Below are 26,121 nucleotides of genomic sequence, written 5' to 3'. Positions count from 1 at the left end.
GCTTTATGCGGTGGCCGGCATGGACCGGGAGACATCATGTCGAGGCTTCAAAAACCGCTGCGATCATAATGCGCAGCAAGATTTTAAACTTTCCCTAACAATTGCCGCTGCCGGATCGTCGAAGCCCAGTATTTTGGCGGTTTTCGCGCTTGCGCAAACAGGTTATAATAGAAGCATGAAGGCACTCACGTCCCATCCGCTGAAGTTTATTCTGGCAAGTCTTGCCGCTGCGGCTTCGCTTGCCGTTGTGCTTCTTGCCTTTGACGGCTGGGTGCGGCACAGCACGGATATTTTCCTTTCCACCGTGCAGAGCGGTATCGCCTGGTGTCTGTGATCGTTTGGGCCGTCCGCGCTTTGTGACAAATCAGCGCGGTTCCCGCAAATACGTCCAGTTGATTTGCCGTCGCCGTCGCCGTTCGTTATCAGTCTGCCAGGGCTGGCGACATGCCGCCGGCTTTCGGGGTAGGATTGGACAATGAGAAATATTCGCATCGTATTGTGGGCCGTGGTGGTCGTTCTCGCCGGTGTCGTCAGCTGGCTGACGATCGAGATGACGAAAACCCGTGAGCAGATGGTGGAAACGGCCTATGGCGTGCCGTTCGAACTGACGGCGCAAAACGGCCAGCCGATCACCGAAAAGGCGTTTCAGGGCAAGCCTACGGCCTTGTTCTTCGGTTTCACCCATTGCCCGGAAGTCTGCCCGACGACATTGTTCGAGCTGAACGGCTGGATGGAAAAGGTGGACCCGGCCGGCGACAAGATGCAGGCCTATTTCGTTTCGGTCGATCCAGAGCGTGATACGCCCGAGATCATGCAGCAATATGTTTCCAACGTTTCAAAGCGGATTACCGGCATTACCGGTCCGGCCGACAAGATTGCCGAGACGCTGAAAGGCTATCGCATCTACGCCAAGAAGGTGCCGGTGGATGAGAAGGATCCGAATGGCGATTACACCATGGATCATACCGCCTCCGTCATCCTGCTTGATGCCAAGGGCCGTTTTTCAGGCACCATCGCTTATGGCGAAAATCCTGAAGTTGCCGAGCAGAAGCTCCAGAATCTTCTGAAGGGCTGATAGAGCCGGCATAATTGCGCCAGGCTTATTGGACTGGCGCAGCTTTTGTGGCAAAGGCAAGACAACAACCTCAGCCAGAGAAAGCAGCCCGCCGTGAGCGAAATCCGACTTTACGTCACCACGACCGAAATCAAGGCCGGCGAAATCCTCGATCTCATGTCGGATTATTTCGGCGAGGAGGATGTTGCGATCGCCACGACCGAGGTGGATGAGAAGCGCGACATCTGGGAAGCCTCCGTCTATCTGATGGCCGAGCAGGAGGATGAGTTCCGCGAGCGTGTCGGCGCTTTGCTTGCACCTGCATTTCCCGGTCTTGTCATCGAAAAAGAGATCGTTCCCGATGTCGACTGGATCGCCAAGTCGCTCGAGGGGCTGAAGCCGGTCAGGGCAGGGCGGTTCATCGTGCATGGCGCGCATGATCGCGACAAGGTGCAGCCGCACGATCTGGCTATCGAGATCGAAGCGGGGCAGGCTTTCGGCACCGGCCATCACGGCACGACGGCGGGTTGCCTTGAGATGATCGAGGATGTTCTGCGGGCACGGACGGTGCGCAACGCGCTCGATCTCGGCACCGGCAGCGGCGTGCTGGCGATTGCCGTGCGCAAGATGCGCCCCATTCCGGTGCTGGCGACGGATATCGACCCCATTGCCGTCAAGGTGGCCAAGGAAAATGTACGGCTGAACGGCATCGTGTCAGGAATGGCGCTGGAAACCGCCCCCGGTTTTCACTCCGATGCTTTCCGCAAGCATGGTCCATTCGATCTCATCATCGCCAATATTCTGGCGCGGCCGCTGATCAAGATGGCGCCGCAGCTTGTCACGCATCTGGCGCCCGGCGGCACTGTCATCCTGTCGGGTATTCTTGCGTCACAGCGCTGGAAGGTTCTCGCCGCTTATAATGGCGCTCGGCTTTCCCATATCCGCACCATCTGGCGCAACGGTTGGGTGACGCTGCATCTGCGCAAAGACTGACGCTCTTTCGACCTTGCTTTGGGCAAAAGAAAAGGCGGCGCTTTCGCGCCGCCTGGAACCCGCGAGCATATGGGAGGATCTTGCTCAAGCGGGTCGACGTATTCCTGTTCAGACGCGGTGGAGGGAGGATCGCCGCGCCTGACGTGATCAGAATACGTAGCTGGACTTTGCCTTGCGACGCAGATCGGCGCGGTTCATGCCCAGCGCTTCGAGCGACTTGTCGTCAAGGTTCAAAAGCGCTGCGTTGACGTGGCGGCTGACCTGACGCTCGCGTGCTTCAACAACACGATCGAAGGCGGTGCGGAGGAAAGATTTTGCCATTGCTTCAAATCCCTTTTTGCCAGGAGAGCGTCTCTCTCGCTGTGTTGATCCAGATATAAGCGATGTGTTTTTGTTTGGTTAGAGAGGATATCTCACGGTAGATATGCGTTTTTCGCATATCATATCGCATTCAGTATTACTTATTTTGCGAATTATGCACAATTTATCGTCGAAACCGGGGCTGTCATATATGGCTTGAAACGGGGTTTGCCCGCATGGCATTGTCGATGCGCGCCAATGATTTGACGGCGCGACAGAACCGCTTTTCTCATGACAGTTCCCGAAAGACGCCCATGTTCCAGACCTTCGAAAACAAATCCGCGCCGCAATTTGGCAAGGCCCGTGTCGAGGCGCTGCGCGCCGGTTTCGACGCCCTCGGCATTGACGGTTTTCTGGTGCCGCGGGCCGATGAATATCAGGGAGAATATGTGCCGGAATGCGCCGAACGCCTGTCGTGGCTGACGGGGTTCACCGGTTCGGCCGGTGTTGCGCTGGTGACACGCGCGCAAGCGGTGGTGTTTGTCGACGGCCGATATACGACGCAGCTCAAATCCCAGGTCGATCAGTCCGTGTTTACCGGCGGCGATCTCGTGGGCGCGCCGCCGCCTGTCTGGCTGTCCGAACATGCCACGCAGGGCTTCCGGCTCGGTGTCGATCCGTGGCTGCATACCGGCGCGGAACTGAAGCGTCTGGAAAAGGCACTGGCAGGCAAGGGTGGCTCCGTTGTCCTGCTGGAACGCAATCCGCTCGACGCCCTGTGGCAGGATCGTCCGTCCGAGCCGCTGGAACCTGTCGTCATCCAGCCGGAAGCCTTTACCGGGGTACTCGCGAAGGAAAAGATCACGCTGCTGGCGGAGACGGTTTCGGCAAAGGGCGCGGATGCCCTGCTGGTTACCGATCCGTCCTCCATCGCCTGGATTTTCAATATTCGTGGCAATGACGTGCCGCATACGCCGCACCCGCTTGCCCGCGCCATCATCTATGCCGACGGCAGGGCGGATATTTTTCTCGACAAACGCAAGACCGGCATCGAGGCCGAGGCCTATCTGGCGCAACTGGCGACGCAGTTGCCGCCATCGAAGATTGCGGACCGCCTGCATGCGATTGCCAGCGCCAAGGGCCGGGTCATGGTCGATGCCGATCTGACGCCGGTGGCGTTGACGGGCGCAATCGCGGCGGCGGGCGGTACATTGGTCGAGGCGGCCGATCCGGTCCGCCTGCCGCGCGCCTGCAAGAACAGGGCGGAGCTTGCCGGTTCTGCCGCAGCGCACGTGCAGGATGGCGCGGCCATGGTCGAATATCTGAGCTGGCTGGATCGCCAGCAGCCGGGCAGCGTCACCGAAATCGCTGCGGTCAAGGCGCTGGAGGCAGCGCGGGGCAAAGTGGGGCAGGCGATGCAGAACCCGCTGAAGGATGTGTCTTTCGACACGATTTCCGGCGCTGGCGAACATGCCGCCATCATCCATTACCGTGTCACCACCGACACGGATCGCACACTTGCCGATGGCGAGATGTTCCTCGTCGATTCCGGCGCGCAATATGTCAACGGCACTACTGATATCACCCGTACCGTCGCAATCGGCACGGTGCCGGAAGAGCAGAAGCGTTTCTTCACGCTGGTACTGAAGGGGGTGATCGGCATCAGCACCGCACGGTTTCCGAAGGGAACGCGCGGTTGCGACCTCGATCCCCTGGCGCGCATCGCGCTGTGGAAGGCCGGGGCGGATTATGCCCATGGCACCGGCCACGGTGTCGGTTCCTACCTTTCTGTGCACGAGGGACCGCAGCGTATTGCAAGGCTTTCGACGCAGGAGTTGCTGCCGGGCATGATCCTGTCGAACGAGCCGGGTTATTACCGCCCCGGCGCTTTCGGCATCCGCATCGAGAACCTGATCTATGTGCGTGATGCGCAGGAGGTGGCCGGCGGCGACCAGCCAATGTTCTCCTTCGAGACGCTGACCTGGTGCCCCATCGACAACAGGCTTGTGGTCGTGTCGCTCCTGACCGACGAGGAACTCGACTGGCTGAACGCCTACCATGCCGACGTTCTGGAAAAGCTCTCTCCGCTGATCACCGATGAAGAGGTGAAAGCATGGCTTGTTGCCGCGACCAGGCCACTGGAGAGGATCGCTTAAAGCTGCCCGAAATGCCTGATGGCGATGACGACGGCCCAGCCGATTGCCAGCATCGTCAGGCCGGGAAACCGCAGGCAGACCAGAAGGGCTGCCACCATGCCGATCTTCACCTCGTATCCGCCTTCGAAAAAGGCGGGTGCGACGAGCGTGGTCAGAACCGCAACCGGTACGGCGTTAAGTCCGGCTTCCATGCGCGGCGGGATGGATTTCATCCGCGTCATCAGCACATAACCACCGATGCGGGTGAGATAGGTGGCGATGGCGGCGAGCGCGATCAGGATCATCGTGTCGGTATGGAGCATGTCGCTCATGGTGTTTCCACCCGGTTTTCGGCGTTCGCCCCGCCGGCTGGTTTCGGCGGATAAAGGACGGCAACGAGAATGCCGGCAATCGCGCCGAGGCTGACATGCCAGGGCGAGCCGACGAAATGATAGGCGACCGTCGCGCCGGCTGCGCTTGCCAGCATCACGGGGTAGAAATTCTCCCGCTGGCGGAAGCTCAGGACCATGCCCATGAAATAGATCGGCAAAAGCACATCGAGGCCGATGGCCTTCGGATCGCCGACGAGATTGCCGAGCGAGGCGCCGAGAATGGTCATGGCCAGCCACAGCACATAGACCGGTGCCGCAAAGCCCATATACCAGGAAAAACCGACCGTGCCGGTGTTCTCATATTTGCGGACCGATTCGGCGAATTGCGGATCCACTAGCACAAAGAAGCCGGCAGCTTTCTGCATCAGCGACCAGCCGGAGATCATTCGGGCAATGGCTGCCGAATAAAGGATATGGCGGAAATTGACGGCGAAGACGGAAAGAACGATCAGCCATGGGGCGACCTTCTGGCCAAACAGTTCGATGCCGACAAGCTGGCTCGCGCCGGCATAGACGGTGCCGCTCATGATCGTGGCTTCGGTGACGCTCAGGCCGTTATCGACTGCAACCGCGCCGAACAGCGCACCAAAGGGGGCGGCGGAAAGGGCGATCGGGAAACCGGTCCGCAGCCCCTCGCGAAAATCTTTATTGAACATTCTCTGGAAACTCCTTGCCGCCGCTCTATCGCCGTCCCGGCCGGCTGGCAAACGAATTGCATGAATGGATCGATTGATTCCCTTGAAGCTTCCGTTACGGTAACGCCCGCGCGATATTTCGTGCCTGAAATCGGATCATGGAAGACAGATGCTGGAAAAGCAGGAAAAGGCCGCGCTGGCCGCACGGATAAGGGATTACCTCGCCCGGGAGACCGAAACCGAAATTGGTCTTCTGCAGGCTGAGATCTTCGTGGAATTTCTGGCCGAGGAGGTCGGATATGTTTTCTATAATCAGGGGCTCAAGGATGCACATGCCGCAATCCTGAGACGGCTTGAGGACGCGGCCGGTGATATCGACGTCTTGGAGAAACCAAGGCGGCGCTGACGGAGCTTTCCATACCTCACGCCTGTGGCCGGCAGAACAGTGAGATCAGTCGCGCAATATGTCGCGGCTGTTGACGATTGCGGCGCCCTTTTCCCGCATCTCCGCAATCGCGGCCTTTATGCCCTGCGGATCGATGCCGCGGCTTGCATCCTCGATGAAACGGACCCTGACGCCGGGTAGCATGTCGAGCGCATCGAGCACCGAAAAACTGACGCAATAATCGGTGGCGAGGCCGCATATGTCGAGCTGCGTCACGCCCTGACGCGCCAGATAATCGGCAAGGCCCGTCGTCGCCGACTGGTCGTTGTCGCGAAAGGCGGAATAGCTGTCGACGGCGGGGTTTTCGCCCTTCTGCTGAATGTAGTCGAATGCCTCCGTCTTCAGGTCGGGATGGAATTCGGCATCCTGCGTGCCCTGCACGCAATGGTCCGGCCACATCATCTGCGGTTTGCCGGAAAGTTCGCCCATGTCGAAAGGTTTCCTGCCGGGGTGCTGCGAGGCGAAACTGCCGTGGTTTTCCGGGTGCCAGTCCTGCGATGCGACGACGAGATCGTAACCGCCATTGTCGATCAGGGCATTGGCGGCAGGCACGACCCTGTCGCCTTCGGCAACGGCCAGATTGCCGCCCGGGCAAAAGCCGTTCTGAATGTCAATGAGCAGCAGCGCCTTCATGATGTGCCTCCCTTTTTGCCAGCAGGATGCCAAGCCGGCTTGGGCGGATCAAGTGCCCTTTCAACCTTTGTGCCCGTGACGGGCGCTCGCCCCGTCGCAGTCCTGCCGTATTTGCAGCAAATTTCCGGCCAAGTCGGAATTTACCTGACGATGCGGCGACGGAAATTTTAAAGGCCGATGGCGCCCCGCAGGGGCCTTCTTCCGGGACGATGTGGTGCAGATGCACGCTATGCCCGTGTAAGTCATTGTTTTGCCTTCGCCCTACAATGCGCAGACCTTAACGAAATATTTTTGCAGGGACTCGTAAACACTTTGGTTACCATAATTCGTCATGCTTCGAACCAGTCAGTTCCGAAACCGGCGTGGTGTTTACCCGCTCTTCGGATGCCCCAAAATCCCACCGGCATCGGCCGGGTGTGCGTGAACGGTTCGAGTAACGAGTATCATGGCGTTTTCTGCTGCGGCCTATAATGGCGCCGGTCTTGCCGGCCCGTCTTCCGTCAAGAGAGACAAATCATTTTCGCTTGGCCGAATGTCCGCGCTTCTTGGTGGCGGCGCTTTCGCCGGGCTGTTCGCCTTTGCCGCCTTTGCTTCGCTGCACAGCATGGCGGCCGCCTCCCACGGTGTCGGGCAATTTGAAAAGACGCTGGTGGCAAGGCTCGATTCCGCCACGGCTGCCGCCCCTGCGGCTGGGCGGGATATTCACGTCCGCAAATTCTCGCGCCTGAGCGACCACAGCCATGGCCAGCAGAAGGCGGTTCGTCTTGCCGGCATCATGCCCGAAATCGGTGCGAAGGAATTCGGCGAGCGTTTTGGCGCGGCGGTGAATGCGAAGGGGCAGGCGACGGTCAGGGAACTTGCGGCGCTGCGGCCTTCGGCAATCGTCGATTCGGCGCTCGGACGCACCTCCGAGGTCGCCTATCGGAGCCCCGCCTCGCAACATCCGGCATTTGAAGTGGCGCTGGCGCGGCCGCAGATCGAGGAGGAGGCCAACAGCCTGCTTCCCGACGATGTGCCGCTGCCGAGCTTCCGCCCCGAGGTTGCTGCGGCTGAGACGGTGGAGCCATCACCGCGTCCCGCCGCATCTTCCAGGGCGGAGGAACGCGTCCCCGCTGTCGCTTCCGCCCCGGATTTCGATGCGCCGGTTCCGCTGCGGGCCCCGCAGGCGCCGAAGCAGAGCACCGGTGCCATGCTCGCCTTTGCGAAGCCGGACAATCCGATGCGTGAGCCGAGCAAGATGGATGCTGTTCCGTGGCCGGACCGCGGCAACGGCACGGCGATCTACGATATTTCCTCCGGCGTGGTGCACATGCCAAACGGCGAGAAGCTGGAGGCGCATTCCGGCATCGGCAAGATGCGCGACAACCCGGATTACGTTCATGTGAAGATGCGTGGCTCGACACCGCCTTCCAGCTATAAGCTGACGATGCGCGAGGCCCGTTTCCATGGCGTCGAGGCCATTCGCCTGACACCGGAAAACGGCGTCAACCCGCATGGCCGCGACGGCCTTCTGGCCCATACCTACATGCTGGCGAAACGCGGCGAATCGAATGGCTGTGTCGTGTTCCGGGACTATTCCCGCTTCCTCGCGGCCTTCAAGCGCGGCGAAGTCAAACGCATGGTGGTGGTGCCCAAGCTCAACGGCAATCGTCCCACGCTTGCCAGCGGCGGCAGCAAAAGCGGTGGCAAGACGCTGTTCAGCATGTTCTCGCGCGGCAGCGATTCCTGAGGCTGCCCGAGTTTTGTCAGCGGCCGCGCCGCTGTGTCAGTACCATGCCGGCAAGGATGAGAAGAATGCCGAGCGCGCTTGCCCAGATTTTCGGCGGATGATCGCTGAAAAGATCGAGCACGACGCCTGATACCATCTGGCCGCTGATGACCAGAAGGGCGGTGTTGACCGCGCCGATGCGCGGGATGAGCCAGCTTCCCGAAGCGATGAAGACGACACCGATCGGGCCGCCGATGAAGGCAAGCCAGGGGGCATCGGCCGCGCCCGGCGGAATGAGGCCGCCGACGATGAGCCCGATGACGGTCAGCACGCCAAAACCGACAATATGGTTCCAGAAGGAGGCGATGAGCGGTGAGTTCGACAGGCTGAGACGGCCGTTGATCTGCCGGCTCAGCGCCACGAACACGCCACCCGTAAAGGCCATGGCGATCCAGATAATCATGCCGTTCTCCCGACGAGAATAATAAGTGCGCTGCCGCAAAGGATCAGTGCCACCGCCGCCATGTCCCGCATGTCCGGTCGTCTTTTGGGCAGGCCGAAGAGGCCGAAAAGATCAGCCAGCAGGCTGAAGATCACCTGTCCGCCAAGACCGAGCGCAATGGTGCCGGAAAGCGCCAGCGGCGAATTGACGGCGGTGGAGGTGAGGATGACGATGGCCGCACCCACGACCCCGCCGCAATAGGCCCAGAGCGGCGCTTTCGGTTTTGCCGGTGCCGCTGGGTCTGTCTTCGGGCGCATGATGGCGAGATAGATCAGCGCCGCCACCGTGCCGGTGCCATGCGCCGTCCATGAGGAAAACAGCGCGCTGCCATAATGGGCAAGCTGGCCGTTGAAATGGACCATCAGCGTCAGGAGGCAGCCGCTGGCGAAGGCGGCGGCAAGATGCAGCGGGTTGAGGCGGGGATGCGTCGTATCTGTCATGGCGGGCCGGGAAAGCTGAAGAGGAACCTGAGCTTTAGCTGATATGTGCCTGAAGCGGAATCGAATTGCGCCTCTTCTTTGCCTTGGGCGACATTATCCTGTGCGCTACGGAACCAGCGACCCAGCCGCGCATTGTTCCAGCATGAAGAAAACGACGCGCAAGCCATTGAACCGGATGACGATTTTTGTCATTTCGATTTTCATTCTCGCAGCCATGGTGGCTGCGGTCTATCTCATCGGCTTCATGCCCGGAGAGATCTGAGCCCGCCGCTCAATCTCCGGCAGCGGCAGCTTTTCGCTTGCCGCCTTCCATTGCCACCCGTGCTTTCGCCACCGCAAAGCGGAGGCCGCGCAGGAGAAAACGGCTCGTTTCCAGATAGGCGCGGTAGGGCAGTACCGTGAAATAACGCCAGCGCGGCAGGCGATAAATGCGCAGGTTGTTCTGGATCTGGCTTTCACCGTCCGCATCCTGCGTCGCGCAGAGCGGGTAGATGAAGGCTCCCTTCAGGCCCGCGAGATATTCCAGATCAAAAGCGATATCGTAGGCGAGCCGCATGGGAATGAGTTTCGAGATCCACCGTCCGGCGCGGCGATTGACGAGATAGGCCCCAGATCCTTTTTCGCGGGTCAGTGCGATGGCGAGCGAACGGCCGCCGGCGAGCGGGCGAAACGGAAACTTCCGGCCATTGCTGACCGTGGTCAGCCGCAGCAGATCCCAGTCATCGCCGTTCAGCGCTGCCTCGTCGAGTGCATCGAGAAAATCATGGTCAAAGACGACGTCGTCTTCGAGGATGAGCGCGATATCGGCATCGCTGTCCATGAACTTATTGGCGCAGGCGACATGGCTGAGATAACAGCCGATTTCCGGCGGCGAGGTACGGCGGCCATGCATGAGCATGTAGGAAATCTCGCTGAATTCCGGGATCGGATACTTCAGCTCCCTGCCATTGACACCGGCCACCCGCTCCGCCTTCAGCCCCATGGCATCAAGCCGGGTCGTCATGTCCTCAAGGCGCCTGGTGGCACCGTCCATGTTGATCAGGAAAACGGCAAGCTTGCGCTGGCTTTTCGGTAAAATATGCAAAGCGGTCCTCGCCCGGTTTTCACTGTCGTGTAGCAATTCCTTTATTGCAACGGCTTGAGGCGGGCTATGGAAAAAGCTGTCTTGAACCTGTCTTAATCGTGCGAATCAAACCTTTTCCACAAATCCGTCCAGCACCCGTTTCTGCCCGGCGCGGTCGAAATCGATGGTCAGCTTGTTGCCCTCGATGGCGGAAATATTGCCGTTGCCGAATTTGAGGTGGAAGACGCGGTCGCCGACAAAGTATTTCGATGGCGTGTCGGCCACGGATTTCGCCACCAGCTCGCCGTCGATGGTGCGGGTGCGCGGGCCGCTTTCGCCATAACCGATCCGTTCGACCGCATGGCCGGAGCGGGTGCCCCAATTGTCGCGGGTGGCGTCGCTGCGGTTCTGCTGCGCACGCTTCCAGCCGGGGGTGGAGTAGTTGTTGGCGAAGGGATCGGCCTTGTCGAATCGGGACTGGCCATAGCCACCGCGGCCGCCATAACCGCCGTAACTGCTGTCGGACGCCGCCACATCCACATGGGCGGGTGGCAGTTCATCGAGGAAACGGGAGGGCAGGGTGGATTGCCACAGCCCGTGAATGCGCCGGTTCGATACGAACCAGATATGGCAGAGCTTCTTGGCGCGGGTGATGCCAACGTAAGCGAGACGACGTTCTTCCTCCAGACCGGCGCGGCCGCCTTCATCCAGCGCCCGCTGGTGCGGGAACAGGCCTTCTTCCCAGCCCGGCAGGAATACGGTGTCGAATTCTAGACCCTTGGCGGAATGCAGCGTCATGATGGAGACGGCATCGAGATTTTCGTTCTGCTCGGCATCCATGACGAGGGCGACGTGCTCAAGGAAGCCGCGCATACTCTCGAAGGCTTCCATCGAGCGGATGAGTTCCTTGAGGTTCTCAAGTCGTCCGGGCGCTTCTGCTGTCTTGTCGGCCTGCCACATGGCGGTATAGCCGCTTTCGTCGAGAATCTGCTCGGCAAGCGTGGTGTGTTCGGTGTTTTCCAAGAGGCCCTGCCAGCGGCGGAAATCCTGCACCACGTCGAACAGCGCCTTGCGCGCCTTCGGTTTCAGCTCGTCGGTCTCGATGATGTCCGCGGCTGCGGCCAGCATCGGAATATCGCGGGCGCGGGCGTAATCGTGCAGATTGCGGATCGTCGTATCGCCAAGACCGCGCTTCGGCGTGTTGACGATCCGCTCGAAGGCAAGATCGTCGGCCGGCTGGCAGACAAGGCGGAAATAGGCCATGGCGTCGCGGATTTCGAGGCGCTCATAAAAGCGCGGGCCGCCAATGACGCGGTAATTGAGGCCGAGCGTGACGAAGCGGTCTTCGAATTCGCGCATCTGGAAGGAGGCGCGAACGAGAATGGCCATGTCGTTCAGATTATGGTTCTTGCGCTGAAGCTGTTCGATTTCCTCGCCGACCGCGCGGGCCTCCTCCTCGGAATCCCAGGCGGCATGCACCACGACCTTTTCATCGTCAGGACTGCTGCGTTCGGTAAACAGCGTTTTGCCGAGGCGTCCCTCGTTATGGGCGATCAGATGGCCGGCCGCGCCGAGAATATGTTCGGTGGAGCGGTAGTTTCGCTCGAGCTTGATGACCTTGGCGCCCGGGAAGTCCTTGTCGAAGCGGAGGATATTGTCCACTTCCGCGCCGCGCCAGCCATAGATCGACTGGTCGTCGTCTCCAACGCAGCAGACGTTCTGCGGTTCGCCCTTGGCGCGCTGGGCCAGCAGCCTGAGCCACATATATTGCGCCGTATTGGTGTCCTGATATTCGTCCACCAGAATGTAACGGAACTTCTGGTGATACTCTTTCAGAATATCGGTGTGGCGGCGGAAGATGCTGATCGGGTGCATCAGAAGGTCGCCGAAGTCGCAGGCGTTCAGCGTTTTCAGCCGGTTCTGATAGGCGGTGTAAAGTTCGCGGCCCTTGCCGTTGGCGAAGGCGCGGCTGTCGCCCTCCGGAATATCCGGCGGCGTCAGGCCCTTGTTCTTCCAGCCGTCGATCATGCCGGCGAACTGCTTTGCCGGCCAGCGCTTGTCATCAAGACCTTCGGCCTGGATGAGCTGCTTGATCAGCCGCACCACGTCGTCGGTATCGAGAATGGTGAAATCCGATTTAAGACCGACGAGTTCGGCATGGCGGCGCAATAGCTTGACGCCGATGGAATGGAAGGTTCCGAGCCAGGGCATGCCCTCGACAGCGCCGCCGACCAGAACGCCGATACGCTCTTTCATCTCGCGGGCAGCCTTGTTGGTGAAGGTGACGGCAAGAATCTGGCTCGGATAGGCGCGGCCGGTCGCCAGAATATGGGCGATGCGGGTCGTCAGAACGCGGGTCTTGCCGGTGCCGGCGCCGGCGAGAACGAGAACGGGTCCGTCCAGCGTTTCCACGGCATCGCGCTGTTCCGGGTTGAGGCCGGAAAGATAGTCAGGCGCGGCACGCGTCTGGTCGCGCGCCGCCATGGCGCGGGCGGCAATGCCAAGCCCGCCGCCGCTTTCCGCACCGGCATTGTTCGTCGCCCTACGCGGCGCCACGGGTTCCTCATCGAAGAACGGCATATCGTCAAAACTGTTGCTCATGCGGCCCAATGTAGTGATTCGGGATATAAAGGCCAGAACCGTGTTCTGCTTTTATTCCGGTATCGTCAGTCAAAACGCCTATTCCAAGGCATTTTTTGTATCACGTCTGCCTGTCGGCGTCGAAAGCGGCGTCAACGGGCACTTGCAGAGCCACAGCAAGCTGGTTGGTTTTTGCGGCAAGCGCGATGACGCGCAGCAAATCGGCATGCTGCTCTTTCGTCATGCCCTTGGCTTTGGCGGCGGCCGTGTGGGAATGGGCGCAATAGGAGCAGCCATTGGTGACGGAAACGGCGATATAGAGCATTTCCTTCACCACGGGATCGAGCGCCGAGGGTGTCGCCATCACCTCCTTGACTTCACCCCAGGTCTTTTCAAGCAGATCGGCATCGAAGGCGAGGTAGAGCCACATATTATTGATGAAATCCGATTTGCGGGTGGCGCGGATATCATCGAACACCGCCTTGACGCGCGGGTCGGCTTCAGGATTCTCGGCTTTCGTCACGGTGCTCATGGTTCCTCCAGTCGTGTTTCTCCGTGGGGCAGATTATCCCAACGGAAGATATTTGCGACAGGATTGCGCGGAAGGATTGCCGGCCGGCTGCATGGCGCGGCAATTGCGCCCAAATTACAATTACGTAAGGAACGGATTTGTGCGTTGCCTTGCCCCCGCCAAGCAGGAATACTGCACCTGTCCCGGAACGTGTCGTTTTCGGGAATGTATCGTGCTGCGCGGATCAACCGGAGAAATACATGCGGGTCTGGAAACAGGTGGGTGTCAGTCTTGCCGTGGTGGGAGCCGGGCTCTGTCTCTGGGGCTTTTATTCGCCCGAAGCCCGCAATGTGCTCGCCGCCATCGGGCTCGGCAAAATGCCGGCCGGTGCGATCGAGGTGGCGGCATCCGGCGCCGGAACCTCAGGCGCGCCATCGGGCCAGAATGCCGGCGGCGCTCGCCGCAACGGCAATGCCACTCTGGTGGTGACGGCTCCGGTTAAAAAAGGCATGGTCAATGACCGGCTGAACGCTATCGGCAACGGCGAGGCGATCCAGTCTGTTGTCGTCATGCCGCAGACCTCCGGCACGCTTTCGGAAATCCGCACCTCCTCCGGTGCACGCGTCGTGAAAGGGCAGGTGCTCGCGCGGCTCGATGATGAGGAGCAGGTGATCGAGCGGGACAAGGCGCAGGTGACGCTGCGCAGCGCGGTCGAAAAATCGAATTCCTACAAGAACCTTAAATCCGTTTCCCGCCTTGATGTGCTGGATGCGCAGATTGCCGAAGAGGCCGCCAAGCTTGCGCTGAGCACCGCCGAGCTTAATCTCAAGCGTCGCGACATCGTCGCGCCCATCGAAGGCGTGGCCGGTATCGTCGCCGCCAATATCGGCGACAACGTTACCACGCAGTCGACCATTGTCAGTATTGACGACCGCTCGGAAATTCTCGTCAATTTCTGGGCCCCCGAGCGCTTCGTGACCGCGATCAAGGTCGGCATGCCGGTGGAGGCGACGTCGATTTCCCGGCCCGGCGAGACCTTCAGGGGCGAAGTCGAGGCGGTCGACAACCGCGTCGATGAGGCAAGCCGCACCATCCGCATCCGGGCGAAATTCGGCAATGAGAAGGATGAACTCAGGGCCGGCATGTCGTTTGGCGTCATCATGCGTTTTGCCGGGGAGATCTATGCCTCGGTCGATCCGCTTGCCGTGCAATGGGACGCGGAAGGCTCCTATGTCTGGCGCGTCACCGAGAACAAGTCGAACAAGGTGCGGGTGCAGATCGTGCAGCGCAATCCAGATGCCGTTCTCGTCAAGGCCGAGCTGGCGGAAGGCGAGCCTGTCGTGATCGAGGGCCTGCAGCGCGTGAGAGAAGGCGGCGCGGTCCGCGTCGGCAACCAGCCGAAGCCTGAAGAGGTCGCCAGCCAATGACGACGCATCCGCCTTCCGGTCAGGATTCCAAGCTCGCCTTTACCGCATTGTTCGTGCGCCGGCCGATTCTGGCGGCGGTTCTCAACACGCTGCTGGTCGTTGCCGGCCTTGCCGCGCTGGTTGGCGTCGAAGTGCGCGAACTGCCCGATGTCGACCGGCCGACGATCAGCGTCAGGACCACCTATGAAGGTGCCGCGCCGGAAACCATCGATCAGGAAGTGACGCAGACCATTGAAGGTGCTGTCGCCCGTGTCAGCGGCGTCAAGTCCATCTCGTCCAACTCGCAATTCGGCACCAGCCGCGTGACGCTGGAATTCGGCGACAATGTCGATCTGGCCGTCGCAGCCAACGACGTGCGCGACGCCATCGGCCGCGTCACCAATCAGCTGCCTGACGATGCCGACGAACCGCAGATCATCAAGGCGGATTCCGACAGCCAGCCGATCATGCGCCTTGCCGTCACCTCGACCACGCTCAGCATGGAAGACCTGACCAAGCTGGTGGATGACGAGATCATCGATCGCCTGGCCGCCGTCGATGGCGTGGCCGATGTGGAGCTCTACGGCGATCAGGAAAAGGTTTTCCGGGTCGATCTCAATCAGGCGGCGCTCGCCAGCCGCGGTTTGACGGTGACCGATGTTTCCAACGCGCTTGCCAGCGCGGCCCTCGACGTGCCGGCGGGGTCGCTGAAAAGCACGACGCAGGACATCGTCGTGCGCGCCACGGCCAGCCTGACGAAGCCTGAGGATTTCTCCAATCTCCTGATCAAGAACAATATCCGTCTCAGGGACGTGGCAACCGTCATGTTGGGTGCGGATGATGAATCCACCTCGCTGCGCTCCAACGGCGTGCAGGGTGTCGGTCTCGGCGTCATCCGTCAGGCGCAGTCGAACACGCTCAATATTTCAACCGGCGTAAAAGCCGCCGTCGCCGCCATGTCGGCCAATCTGCCTGAGGGTACGCGTATCGTCGTCACCAGCGATGATGCCGTCTTCATCGAAGGCGCGCTGCACGAGGTGGAACTGGCGCTCGGTCTCTCGGCGATCATCGTCGTTGTCGTGCTTTATCTCTTCCTGCGCGACTGGCGTGCGACCCTCATTCCGGCGATCACCATGCCTGTCGCGCTGATCGGCACTATCGTCGCCATCTATATGGTCGGCTTCTCGGTCAATATCCTGACCCTGCTTGCCATCGTGCTGGCGACGGGCCTCGTGGTCGATGACGCCATCGTCGTGCTGGAAAACATCGTGCGCCGCCGGGCGGAAGGCATGGGGCCGCGGGCCGCCGCCGTTCTCGGCACGCAGGAGGTCTTCTTCGCGGTCATCGCGACGACGGCGACGCTCGCCGCCGTGTTCATTCCGCTTTCCTTCCTGCCCGGCCAGCTTGGCGGCCTGTTCCGCGAATTCGGTTTCGTCCTGGCCTTTGCCGTGGGCTTGTCATCGATCGTGGCGCTGACGCTCTGCCCGATGCTGGCTTCCCGCATGCTGAAGGAGGGGCTGAAGGAGCCGACGGGACCGCTCGCCTGGTTCGGCAATGTCTTTGCCTCCACCTACAAAACGACGCTTTCCGCCTGCCTCAACAATCCGCTGATCGTCATCGTTGTCGCGCTGATCTTCTCAGGCCTGTCATGGATCGCCTTCGGCATGATCCAGAACGAACTGACACCGCGCGAAGACCGTGCCTCGATCATGATGCGGGTCACCGCGCCACAGGGCGTCAGCCTCGAATACACCCGCGACCAGCTGCAACGGATCGAGGAAAACCTGCAGCCGCTGCGCGACAGTGGCGAAATCCGCAATATCTACTCCATCACCGGCATGAACGGTTCGTCCAATACCGGCTTCATGGTGTTGACGCTGGCGCCTTGGGCCGATCGCGAGCGGACGCAGAACCAGATCGCCGCCGATGTCACCTCCGCCGCCAACAAAGTTCCGGCGCTGCGCGGCAATGCGATGCAGCCGAACAGCCTTAGAATTCGCGGCGCCGGCAACGGGTTGCAAATGGCGATGGTCGGCAGCAATTATGCGGCGCTGACGGCGGCGACACAGAAACTGCTGCTTTCCATGGAGGAAAGCGGCCTGTTCGACACGCCGCGTTTTGACAACGAGCCCAACCAGGCGCAGCTTTCCGTTTCCATCGACCGCGAACGTGCGTCGGATCTCGGCATCGACATCACCGGCCTGTCACGCGCCATGCAGTCGCTGCTGGAAGGGCGCTCGATCGTCGATGTCTTCGTGGATGGCGATGCTATCCCGGTGCGGCTTCTGTCCTCCACCCGGCCGATCAACGATCCGACCGATCTTGAAAACGTCTTCCTGAAAACGGGCGACGGCAAGATCGTGCCGATGTCGGTTATCGCCACGCTCAGGGAAAATGCGGTTGCGCCGCAGTTGAACCGCGAACAGCAGCTTCCCTCCGTCGGCTTTACCGCCAACCTCAAGGATGGCGTTTCGCTCGGTGCGGCGCTGCAGAAGGTGAATGAGCTTTCGCAATCCGTGCTGCCGCCCGGCGCGCGCCTGCTGCCGCTCGGCGAAGCGGCGACGCTGGAGGAAAACTCGAGTGGCATGTTGCTGACCTTCGGTTTCGCCATCGCCATCATCTTCCTCGTGCTGGCCGCGCAGTTCGAAAGTGTGCTGAGTTCGGTCATCATCATGTCGACGGTGCCGCTTGGTCTTGCCTGCGCGGTGATTGCGCTGCTGGTCACCGGCTCGAGCCTCAACGTCTATAGCCAGATCGGCCTTGTGTTGCTGGTCGGCGTGATGGCGAAGAACGGCATTCTCATCGTGGAATTCGCCAACCATCTGCGCGACCAGGGTGCCACCGTGCGCGAAGCCATCGAAAAGGCCACCAGCATCCGTCTGCGCCCCGTCATGATGACGATGATCGCCACCATTCTCGGCGGCGTGCCGCTGGTGCTGGCGCAGGGGGCGGGTGCGGAAGCGCGCATCGCGCTCGGCTGGGTCATCGTCGGCGGTCTCGGTTTTGCGACGCTGGTGACGCTTTACATCACCCCGGTCTCCTACCTGCTGATTGCCCGCTTCGCCAAGCCGCAGGCGGATGAGGAAATCCGCCTCCACCGCGAACTGGAACTTGCCGCCCGCCGCAAGGCGCTGGAGGAAGACAAGCCGCTGCTTGCGGCGGAATAAAAGTCTATGGGCAAGCCGAAAACCGACTTGCCCATTTTAGAAACCATTAAGTCCTGTTTGTCTCAGGCGACAAACAGGAAATCGTTTGCGGAAAGACTCGCAACGGAAACCCCGACCAGAGACAGGCTATCCGACGGAGTGAAGTTGATCACCGTCGATCCGTCTACGTCGTTAAACAAAGTGGCAAGATCAGAGAACTCGTCGATGCCGCTAAATCCTGTGATTTCGATCACATCCCCACCAGTCACTGAGAAATCAGCAATCACATCGTCTCCGAAGCTGGTGCGAAAGATGAAGGTGTCGCTCCCGTTTCCGCCCTCGAGTTGATCGTTGCCAAATTCGCCGGAAAGAAGGTCGTTGCCGTTTCCGCCTTGCAGGTTGTCATCGCCATCTTCGCCGAAAAGTTTATCGTTTCCGTCTCCACCGGCGACGGTATCGTTGCCAAAGCCGCTATAAGCCACGTCGTTTCCTCTGCCCAAATCGATCACATCATTTGCGCCATCGTCGGTCGTGTCTCCGGAATTTTTCCCTGCCAAATATAGCGTATCGGCGTTATCTGAGCCTCGAAACCTGGCGATGTCGGTGATTTGGACCTTCGTAAAGTCGAGGGTACCACCGAGATCATCAAATTCGATGCTGACATTTGTACGGCCAGCGCCTTTGATTTCTTCGATGTTGCGGATCGAGCGAATGCCGATGCGGCTTTCGTTGAAACTTGCCTCAATAATGTCATTTCCGGAGCCGCCGTCAAAATCCGTGCCCATGAGAGACGCACGGTTCGCATAGAAGATGTCATCGCCCGCGCCGCCTGAAATAAACATTTCGAAGCCATAATTGAGGTAAATTTTATCTGCGCCATCACCGCCATCGACCGTGGTGCGCGCGGTAATATGACCTATTCCAAGAACAATGGTGTCATCACCCATATCGCCATAAATGGTGTCGGCACCGCCACCGCCTTCAATACGATCGTTGCCCGAGCCGCCATCGATTGTGTCCAACCCTATGTACCGAAAATAATATCGTCTCCTGCTTCCCCATAAGCATAATTCCGCAAGGGGTTTTGCTCGAGATAGATTGTATCGTTGCCGTCACCGCCCCATACGCGGTCATATCCGGGCAACCATCCGCCGCCCGCATAAATGACGTCGTTGCCACCGTTACCGCGGAGTTCGTCGTATCCTCGTCCGCCGTAAATTATATCATCATAAGGAGTGCCGCTGTAGACATCAGCTTTGTCGCTTCCGGTATATCTGGCCATATAATATACTCCTGATATATATAATTAGTTAAAATGCATACTTATGGTTGCGTGTTTGGCTGTCTCTGTCGAGGGGATTTTTGTGAATATTGCAAGACAAGTTAGGGCCGCACGGGCATAGATGTATGCTCCTTGCGAATGCCGTTTCATTTGCCGTTACATTCGGGGTTTCTGGAAGTTGCCGAAGTGTTGAAAGCGGACTTTTAGTGGCGGCGGTCGTCGCGGAGACTGGTCAATTCCCTCCATTCGGACGATAAATCTGAACACCTTTGTACGATAGTTTAAAGGCTCCGACGCTAATCCTACCAGCGGCATCCGTCTCAATCAGATTTCCTGTTCTGTCGTAGCTCCTGAACAGGCTGGAAATCGTCTGATCGAGTTGATCCTTGGCGCGTTTTTTCCAGTAATTATTGCTTTCCTCGAGCATTTTAAGCGTTGCCCGCTGTTTCTCCGTCAAGGTTTCCGGATCCACTCGTTGGGTTTTAGCTTTGTGGGTGCTGTTATAGAAATCGATTGCATTCTGAAGTGTCTGTATGCTTCCGGGAACGCCCATAGCGGCATAGGTCGGGTTGTCCAAGCCAGACATATAGGCATCGAAATCGACGCCGTGTAATGCCCAACTTTCCCTCTGTTCCCGCTCTGAAGCGTTGTTCTGTGCTTGACTTACCGCTGCAAAATATGCCTCCGGCGTTAGGTCATAGACGCTTTCTTTCGTCATGCCTTCGGGAACGAAATTGCGGGTTACGTCTTCAGGCCGTATGCCAGGAATGAGGATGGCCCGTTCGAACCGCAACCTTTCTCCCCACAAATCCACTCTGCTGGAGGCAGGGGAAAGGTCGAGGCTGGTGGTCCGGATGAGTTCCGCTGCCCAGTCATGTTCCCCCTCGGCGCCTAAGTTGCTTTTCGCGTTATCAGCGTCGGCGGTGACTTTCGCCGACATGTTGTCGATCCTGCCTGTCCTGTCGTAGGTGAGGTCGCCGGTTTCGTTGTCCGGGTCGGACGCAAGCAGAGCGGTTAGAGGATCGACACCATTTATGGCGTGTGAGGGGTTGTTTGTCCGGTCTACTCCAGAGCTGTTTTCTGTCGACAGCCGAAAAGAACTCAATGTAGCGAAGGGCTGACTTGTAATTGCAGTCATCTTGAAACCCTGATGTTTGAACGCGGACCTGCTTTTCCAAGATCCGCATTCCGGTTGTAATTCATATGCATTTATGAGTATCGATGAATAAATTCACGTATAAGGTGTATACGGGGCGGAGCTTGCTCGGGGCTGGCAGTCGCCGAGTTCCGGAGCATTGGCAGTAGCCGTTCGTTCTTGCCGCGCAGGCAACTGATCGGCTGGACAAAGCGTTAACCTTATCCCATACCACCTGACGGAATTTCGTAACGGATCGAATCCGTTACGGGCGGATGTTGCGGTGGAGATGGATGATGGCGCTGAAAGATGTGGTGGCGGGCAAGCGGAACGAAGAGGGTATCGCATCTGCGCTCGCGGTGCTGAAGCAGCAGCTTGGTGACAGGCTCCAGACCGGGCAGGCGTTTCGCGAGCAGCACGGCCACACCACCACCTATCTGACCCTGCAGGCGCCTGACGGTGTTGTCTTTGCCGAAAACGCCGATGATGTGAAGGCCGTGGTGAAGGCTTGCGCGCAGTACAAGGTGCCGGTCATTCCGTTCGGAACGGGGTCTTCGCTCGAAGGCCAGGTGAATGCCCCCAATGGTGGAATCTGCATCGATTTCAGCCGGATGAATCGTATCATTGAGGTGAATGCCGAAGATCTTGACGTGACGGTGGAACCGGGCGTGACGCGCGAGGACCTGAATGTCCATCTGCGCGATACCGGCCTGTTTTTCCCGATCGATCCGGGTGCCAATGCCTCGATCGGCGGCATGGCCTCGACGCGGGCGTCAGGCACCAATGCCGTGCGTTACGGCACGATGAAGGACAATGTGCTGGCCGTCACCGCTGTCGTCGCCAATGGCGAGGAGGTCCGCACCGCGCGGCGCGCCCGCAAGTCTTCGGCAGGTTACGACCTGACGCGGCTTTTTGTGGGTGCGGAGGGGACGCTCGGCGTCATCACCTCGGTCACACTGCGGCTGCAGGGCATACCGGAAAAGATCGCTGGTGGGGTCTGTACCTTCGACAGCATCAAGGCAGCCTGCGATGCGGTCATCATGACGATCCAGATGGGCGTTCCGGTTGCCCGTATCGAATTGCTTGACGAGGTGCAGGTGCGGGCCTGCAACGCCTATTCCGGCCTGAACTACGCGGAAAAGCCGACGCTGTTCGTGGAGTTTCACGGCACGGAGGAGACGGCGGCGCTGCAATCGCAGCAGTTCGCCGAAATCGCTGCCGAATGTGGCGGCGTCGACTTCCGCTGGACGAGCGATGCGGCCGAGCGCAACAAGCTGTGGAAGGCGCGGCACGATGCCTATTGGGCCTCGCGGGCGCTTGCGCCCCATCTCGACGGGCTTTCCACCGATGTCTGCGTGCCGATTTCGCGGCTGGCGGATTGCGTGGTGGAAACACAGCGGGACATCGAGGAAAACGGCTTTCTGGCGCCAATCGTCGGCCATGCGGGCGACGGGAATTTCCACGTCCTCATTCTGTTCGATGGCAAGGATGTGGAAAGCGTGGCGAAAACGGAAGCCTTCGTCGCCCGCCTCAACCGCCGGGCGATTGCCATGGACGGCACCTGCACCGGCGAACACGGTATCGGCCAGGGCAAGATGAGTTTTCTCGCCGAAGAGGCGGGAAATGCGCTGGATCTCATGCGCGCCATCAAAACGTCGCTCGATCCGGATAATATTTTCAATCCGGGCAAGTTGTTCCGTCTTGTCTGATCATTCTCACATTTGATTGGTACAAAAGGCTGCTTGCCGTTAAGGCAGAAAAGAATAGGTTTGCAGCGTTCGCGAAGGGAGATGCAGGTCAGTGCTCGGGCGTATTCTGGTTTTTCTGGGCGGACTGCTGGCCTTGGTGCTGTTTTCGGCGCTGCTCATTCCCTATTTTGTCGACTGGACGGATTTCCGCCGCGATTTCGAGGATCAGGCAAGCCGTATTCTCGGCAAGAAGGTGGTGGTGCATGGCCGGGTCGAAGCCCGAATCCTGCCTTTCCCTTCGGTAACCCTGCATGATGTGCGTGCGGGAACGGATGCGGACGGCTCGCCGCTCATCCAGGTCGCCCGTTTTTCCATGGATGCCGAGCTTGCGCCGTTCCTCTCCGGTGAGGCGCGCATCTTCGACATGCGTATCGAGGAACCCAAGGCCAAGATCAGGCTCTTGAAAGACGGCACGCTGGACTGGATGCGTGGCAGCCGGGCGGAAATTCCCGCCCGCACCGTGGTGCTGGAAAGCGTGCAGATCGAAGGCGGACAGATCGAATTCATCGATGAGCAATCCGGCCGCAACCGTGTCGTGACCGGTCTCAGCGCCGACATGTCCGCCAATTCGCTGGCCGGCCCGTGGAAGGCGGAAGGGCGTGCTGCCGTCGACGGGCATCCGGGTTCCTTCTCCCTCTCCAGCAGCGAGCCCGATTATGCCGCCGGCCGCATGGGGCTCAGGGTGCGGCTGGTGCCGGACGAGCATCCGGTCGAGGTCGATCTGGACGGTGCGATCGCCGCGGCCGCGGGAAAGCCAGCCTATAGCGGCTCGTTCTCCTTCATCTTCCGTGAAGACGAAAAGCAGAAACAGGCCGGACCGTCGCTATTTTCCTCGCCACGCACCCGCGGCAGTTTCGAACTGACCAATGAGAGCGTGCGCATATCGAGCTACCGCATGGAACTCGGCGGCAGCGAAAATCCCTATGTCGTGACCGGGGAAGCGACGCTCGATACCGGTGCGAAGCCGGAGTTCCTGCTGACGGCGGATGGCCAGCAGATCGATGTCGCCCGCTTCGCGCCACCCGTCGTGCAGACGGGCAAGACCTCGCGCCAGCCCACCGTTTCGGTGCGACAGCGCATCGAGGCCTTTGCGGCCATGGTCGCCCGCATTCCGGTGCCGCCGGTGCCGGGCAAGGCCAGCATCAGTCTTCCGGCCCTTGTTTCCGACGATACGACCATCCGCGACATCAGGCTGGATGTGCGCCCGGAAGGCAGCGGCTGGCAGGTGGTGAATGCGGTTGCGACGCTGCCGGGCAGGACGCAGCTGGAAGCCAAGGGATCGCTGACACTGCTTGGCGGTCCGGCTTTCAATGGTAATCTGCTTGTGGCCTCCAACCAGCCCTCGGGGCTGGCCAACTGGCTTTCCGGTTCCGTCGATCCGGCAATCCGGCAGCTCAACGCCGCCGGTTTTTCCGCCGATGTCTCATTGACGACGCTCAACCAGCGTTTCGACAATCTCGAGCTTGCCATAGGCGAGGCATCGCTGAAGGGCGAGCTGGAACGGCGCTCCGACGGCAAGACCTCCAATCTCTCCATCGATCTCGCCGGCAACGAAATCGACCTTGATGCCCTGAAGGCACTCGGCAGCCTGGCGCTTGGCGATCAGGTGGGAAGCTCGGTTCTCGATCATCGAATCAATGCCAAGTTCAAGGCCGACCGTTTCAACATGGCCGGCGTGACCGCCAATCATGTGGAGACCGCCTTCAGCATGGCAGGCGGCATCCTGACGCTCGAAAACATGACGGCGGGCGATATTGCCGGCGCCGAGGTGCGGGCCAGGGGAGAGCTGCAGGGCTCGCTGCTCAAATATGCGGGCAAGGGTACGGTGAACCTGCATGCGGCGGATATGCAGCCGTTCTTCACCATGCTGCAGCAGAAATTGCCTGATCACCCGTTCCTCGGGCGTCTGGCGGCGAGCGCACCCTGGTACGCCAATTCCGACCTTGCCGTGGATGTTTCCGTCAACAGCGAAAATGGCGGGGCCAATGTGGCCGTTTCCGGTACCGTCAATGGCAGCCGTCTGTCGGCCGTTGCCAAGATGCCGGATTTCCTGTCGATCACCGATGATACCGCGATGTCGCTGGAAGCGGTCCTGAAAAACCAGTCGACGGCGATCCTGTTCGGACAGGCGGGGCTTGACCCGCTGCCCTTCGATGCGGATGGCGAGGGGCTTCTCTCAGTCAAGCTCAATGGCACGCTCGGTTCGCCCGCCCAGACCGACATACGTTTTTCGACGGAGCGCACGCATTTTTCGATGAACGGCTCCTTTGCCGTTGCGGCCGCCAATTTCGGTGAAGGCAGTGCCGATGTGGCGCTCGAAAGCGCTGATATAGAGCCATATCTCATCATGAATGCGGTGGGGCTGCCTCAGCTCGGCGGCGGCATGGCCGTGAAGGCCAATGCGAAAATGGCCGTCGATGGGCAGAAAATCGCTTTTTCCTCCGTTGGCGGGCAGGCCGGTGGCAATCCGTTCTCGGGCAATCTCGTCATTCAGCGAGCCGCGCCTTATCCTGTCAGTGGCGATCTTGCGCTCAGGACCGTCGATCTCGCCTGGCTGGGCGATGCGATCTACGGGCCGGTGATCGATCCGGAAACCGGTGCGCTCAATGCCAAGCCGCTGGCCATGGCTGCTTTCCCGCAGCTCAAGGCCGCGCTGTCGCTGAAGGCGGAGAATTTCGAAGCCGGGCCTTTCGGCACGATCACGGGTCTTGCGGCCAAGGTCACGCATGATTCGGGCAGTCTTGCGCTGGACGATGTCACGGGCGGCTTCATGGGCGGTAAACTGACCGGCCGGCTGGCCATGTCCACGGGCGAAGGGGCGGGAATTTTCCGCACCAAGATCGCGGTGGCCGATGCCAATCCGGAGCCGATCCTGTGGGCGAATGCCAATGGGCCGGTTGCGACCGGCCGGGTGGCGATCGACCTGACAGCCGAATCGACCGGCAAAAGCGTCGGCGAGATTCTGAAATCTGCCGGCGGCTCAGGTGAAATCCGTGCCGGCGGGCTCGTGCTGAAGGGGCTCAATCCCGGTGCCCTGCCGCCGATCCTGCAGGCGGCCGATGGTTTGCAGCAGCCGATCGACGCGCCCAAGGTTCGGCCGCTGGTGGATCAGAGCCTGTGGCAGGGTGAAATCGGGCTTGGCGATGTGGGCCTGCCGTTCTCGCTGAATGGCGGTGCGCTTCATTTCCAGAATCTGCGTGCCGGTATCGATCCGGTGACGCTTGCCGGCGATGCGACCGTCGACCTTGCCGCATCGACCGTGAACGGCGATCTCGATCTTCTCTTCAATCCGGGTACGGAAGCCGTTGCCGGGGCCGAACCGTCGCTGCGTCTCAACTATAACGGCCCGCTGGCCGCGCCGGCATTGACGACCGATGTTTCGGCGCTCAGCAATTACCTGTCGCTGCGGGCTTTCGAAAAGGAGCGCCGTCGGGTGGAGGCCATGCAGGCCAGCGTTCTTGAAAAGCAGCGCCTGCGCCGCGAAGTGGCGCTCTACCGTTCTCAGGCGGCCGAGCGGCAGGCTGAAAAGCAACGGGTGGAGGCGGAAGCCAAGGCCAAGGCGGAAGAGGAAGCCCGCCAGAAGGCTGCGGCTGAAGAGCGTCTTCGTCAGGAGAAGGAACAGCAGGAGCGGTTGCAGCAACAACAGCAGCAACAGCAGCAACAGCAACCCGTGCCGGAGCCGCAATCGGCACCGATGCTGGTGGTGCCGCCGACCGAAAATGCGATCCGGGAGTTGGCGCCGGAAAACGCGCCGGCCAATCGATAGGCCGTTTGAAAAGCTGGAGCACACCGGTCCAAACGAAATCGCCGGAGGTGCTCGAGCCTTTTGTTTTCCCGCATTTTCCGGACGTAGAACCGCCACGCACTTTTACCGGACATGCTCTGAGGCGGACCACTCTCCAGATTGCTCTATCTGGATATATCCCTGAAGCGGCATCATCTTCCGGTTCGCACCGGGAATGCGTGCCATTGCCGCGCCAGTTGCGAATCCTCAGTCCAACCCGGAGACGATT

22 protein-coding genes are annotated in these 26,121 nt (G+C 60.1%); 10 read left to right on the top strand and 12 right to left on the bottom strand.

Going from position 1 to position 26,121, the window contains the following annotated elements; genetic code table 11:
• Nucleotides 1-175: 175 nt before the first annotated feature.
• From JZX88_RS08025 to JZX88_RS08015, 3 genes are all read left to right on the top strand, one after another.
• Nucleotides 176-334, top strand: a complete 159-nt coding sequence (locus tag JZX88_RS08025) for a hypothetical protein (protein WP_236771146.1) — start codon at nucleotides 176-178, stop codon at nucleotides 332-334.
• 141 nt (nucleotides 335-475) lie between these two features.
• On the top strand, nucleotides 476-1,075 hold the full coding sequence (gene sco / locus JZX88_RS08020; protein WP_065113746.1) for a cytochrome oxidase assembly protein Sco: 600 nt from the start codon (nucleotides 476-478) through the stop codon (nucleotides 1,073-1,075).
• Nucleotides 1,076-1,168: 93 nt separating this feature from the next.
• The gene (locus tag JZX88_RS08015; protein ID WP_065113745.1) at nucleotides 1,169-2,047 is read left to right on the top strand and encodes a 50S ribosomal protein L11 methyltransferase; all 879 of its coding nucleotides are present in this window, start codon (nucleotides 1,169-1,171) and stop codon (nucleotides 2,045-2,047) included.
• 147 nt (nucleotides 2,048-2,194) lie between these two features.
• On the opposite strand, the gene JZX88_RS08010 is transcribed toward JZX88_RS08015, so the two are convergent.
• Entirely contained in the window at nucleotides 2,195-2,368 is a 174-nt protein-coding gene (locus JZX88_RS08010) for a hypothetical protein (RefSeq protein ID WP_003522343.1), read from the bottom strand.
• A gap of 293 nt (nucleotides 2,369-2,661) precedes the next feature.
• Between JZX88_RS08010 and JZX88_RS08005 the strand changes: the two genes are divergently transcribed.
• Complete coding sequence (locus JZX88_RS08005; protein WP_206913522.1) at nucleotides 2,662-4,503, top strand: aminopeptidase P family protein; 1,842 nt, start codon at nucleotides 2,662-2,664, stop codon at nucleotides 4,501-4,503.
• Here JZX88_RS08005 and JZX88_RS08000 read toward each other — a convergent pair.
• Complete coding sequence (locus JZX88_RS08000; RefSeq protein WP_206913214.1) at nucleotides 4,500-4,814, bottom strand: AzlD family protein; 315 nt, start codon at nucleotides 4,812-4,814, stop codon at nucleotides 4,500-4,502. The two genes, JZX88_RS08005 and JZX88_RS08000, sit on opposite strands and share 4 nt — an antisense overlap.
• Nucleotides 4,811-5,530: an AzlC family ABC transporter permease gene (locus JZX88_RS07995; RefSeq protein ID WP_110760194.1), complete on the bottom strand. Its 720-nt coding sequence runs from the start codon at nucleotides 5,528-5,530 to the stop codon at nucleotides 4,811-4,813. The genes JZX88_RS08000 and JZX88_RS07995 overlap by 4 nt, the downstream gene beginning before the upstream one ends.
• A gap of 148 nt (nucleotides 5,531-5,678) precedes the next feature.
• On the opposite strand from JZX88_RS07995, the gene JZX88_RS07990 reads away from it, so the two are divergent.
• Nucleotides 5,679-5,915, top strand: a complete 237-nt coding sequence (locus JZX88_RS07990; RefSeq protein ID WP_065113743.1) for a DUF2164 domain-containing protein — start codon at nucleotides 5,679-5,681, stop codon at nucleotides 5,913-5,915.
• Nucleotides 5,916-5,960: 45 nt separating this feature from the next.
• Here JZX88_RS07990 and pncA read toward each other — a convergent pair whose 3' ends face one another.
• Entirely contained in the window at nucleotides 5,961-6,587 is a 627-nt protein-coding gene (gene pncA / locus JZX88_RS07985; protein ID WP_142856987.1) for a bifunctional nicotinamidase/pyrazinamidase, read from the bottom strand.
• 445 nt (nucleotides 6,588-7,032) lie between these two features.
• Between pncA and JZX88_RS07980 the strand changes: the two genes are divergently transcribed.
• Nucleotides 7,033-8,316, top strand: coding sequence for a DUF2778 domain-containing protein (locus JZX88_RS07980; protein ID WP_206913212.1), 1,284 nt, complete (start codon nucleotides 7,033-7,035; stop codon nucleotides 8,314-8,316).
• Between the two features lie 16 nt (nucleotides 8,317-8,332).
• Here the strand turns inward: JZX88_RS07980 and JZX88_RS07975 are convergent, their stop codons facing one another.
• The 5 genes from JZX88_RS07975 to JZX88_RS07955 all read right to left on the bottom strand — a co-directional run bounded on the left by JZX88_RS07975 (nucleotide 8,333) and on the right by JZX88_RS07955 (nucleotide 13,412).
• On the bottom strand, nucleotides 8,333-8,758 hold the full coding sequence (locus tag JZX88_RS07975) for a DMT family transporter (RefSeq protein WP_065113740.1): 426 nt from the start codon (nucleotides 8,756-8,758) through the stop codon (nucleotides 8,333-8,335).
• Complete coding sequence (locus JZX88_RS07970; protein ID WP_065113739.1) at nucleotides 8,755-9,237, bottom strand: DMT family transporter; 483 nt, start codon at nucleotides 9,235-9,237, stop codon at nucleotides 8,755-8,757. Before JZX88_RS07970 ends, JZX88_RS07975 begins: the two co-directional genes overlap by 4 nt.
• A gap of 271 nt (nucleotides 9,238-9,508) precedes the next feature.
• Nucleotides 9,509-10,321, bottom strand: a complete 813-nt coding sequence (locus JZX88_RS07965) for a glycosyltransferase family 25 protein (RefSeq protein ID WP_174029810.1) — start codon at nucleotides 10,319-10,321, stop codon at nucleotides 9,509-9,511.
• A gap of 105 nt (nucleotides 10,322-10,426) precedes the next feature.
• Entirely contained in the window at nucleotides 10,427-12,901 is a 2,475-nt protein-coding gene (locus JZX88_RS07960; protein ID WP_065116011.1) for an ATP-dependent helicase, read from the bottom strand.
• A 100-nt stretch (nucleotides 12,902-13,001) separates the two neighbouring features.
• Nucleotides 13,002-13,412, bottom strand: coding sequence for a carboxymuconolactone decarboxylase family protein (locus JZX88_RS07955; protein ID WP_206913210.1), 411 nt, complete (start codon nucleotides 13,410-13,412; stop codon nucleotides 13,002-13,004).
• Between the two features lie 239 nt (nucleotides 13,413-13,651).
• Here JZX88_RS07955 and JZX88_RS07950 point away from each other — a divergent pair, with 239 nt between their 5' ends.
• A complete protein-coding gene (locus JZX88_RS07950) occupies nucleotides 13,652-14,818 on the top strand; it encodes an efflux RND transporter periplasmic adaptor subunit (protein WP_206913209.1) in 1,167 nt (388 codons plus the stop codon).
• On the top strand, nucleotides 14,815-17,964 hold the full coding sequence (locus tag JZX88_RS07945) for an efflux RND transporter permease subunit (RefSeq protein WP_206913207.1): 3,150 nt from the start codon (nucleotides 14,815-14,817) through the stop codon (nucleotides 17,962-17,964). Before JZX88_RS07950 ends, JZX88_RS07945 begins: the two co-directional genes overlap by 4 nt.
• 62 nt (nucleotides 17,965-18,026) lie before the next feature.
• On the opposite strand, the gene JZX88_RS07940 is transcribed toward JZX88_RS07945, so the two are convergent.
• The 3 genes from JZX88_RS07940 to JZX88_RS07930 form a co-directional block, all read right to left on the bottom strand.
• The gene (locus tag JZX88_RS07940; protein WP_206913205.1) at nucleotides 18,027-18,965 is read right to left on the bottom strand and encodes a calcium-binding protein; all 939 of its coding nucleotides are present in this window, start codon (nucleotides 18,963-18,965) and stop codon (nucleotides 18,027-18,029) included.
• A 2-nt stretch (nucleotides 18,966-18,967) separates the two neighbouring features.
• Entirely contained in the window at nucleotides 18,968-19,225 is a 258-nt protein-coding gene (locus JZX88_RS07935) for a hypothetical protein (RefSeq protein ID WP_206913520.1), read from the bottom strand.
• Between the two features lie 232 nt (nucleotides 19,226-19,457).
• Nucleotides 19,458-20,363, bottom strand: coding sequence for a hypothetical protein (locus JZX88_RS07930; protein ID WP_206913203.1), 906 nt, complete (start codon nucleotides 20,361-20,363; stop codon nucleotides 19,458-19,460).
• 293 nt (nucleotides 20,364-20,656) lie between these two features.
• On the opposite strand from JZX88_RS07930, the gene JZX88_RS07925 reads away from it, so the two are divergent.
• Both JZX88_RS07925 and JZX88_RS07920 read left to right on the top strand, forming a co-directional pair.
• Nucleotides 20,657-22,069, top strand: a complete 1,413-nt coding sequence (locus tag JZX88_RS07925; RefSeq protein WP_206913201.1) for an FAD-binding oxidoreductase — start codon at nucleotides 20,657-20,659, stop codon at nucleotides 22,067-22,069.
• Between the two features lie 91 nt (nucleotides 22,070-22,160).
• The gene (locus tag JZX88_RS07920) at nucleotides 22,161-25,874 is read left to right on the top strand and encodes an AsmA-like C-terminal region-containing protein (protein ID WP_206913200.1); all 3,714 of its coding nucleotides are present in this window, start codon (nucleotides 22,161-22,163) and stop codon (nucleotides 25,872-25,874) included.
• Nucleotides 25,875-26,121 lie beyond the last annotated feature (247 nt).

Origin of the sequence: Agrobacterium sp. OT33, from assembly GCF_017313365.1 — a bacterium.
GTDB classification, from domain to species: domain Bacteria; phylum Pseudomonadota; class Alphaproteobacteria; order Rhizobiales; family Rhizobiaceae; genus Agrobacterium; species Agrobacterium rhizogenes_A.
Note: the sequence above shows the minus strand (reverse complement) of the source record. Positions and strands in the feature narration are given on the sequence as shown.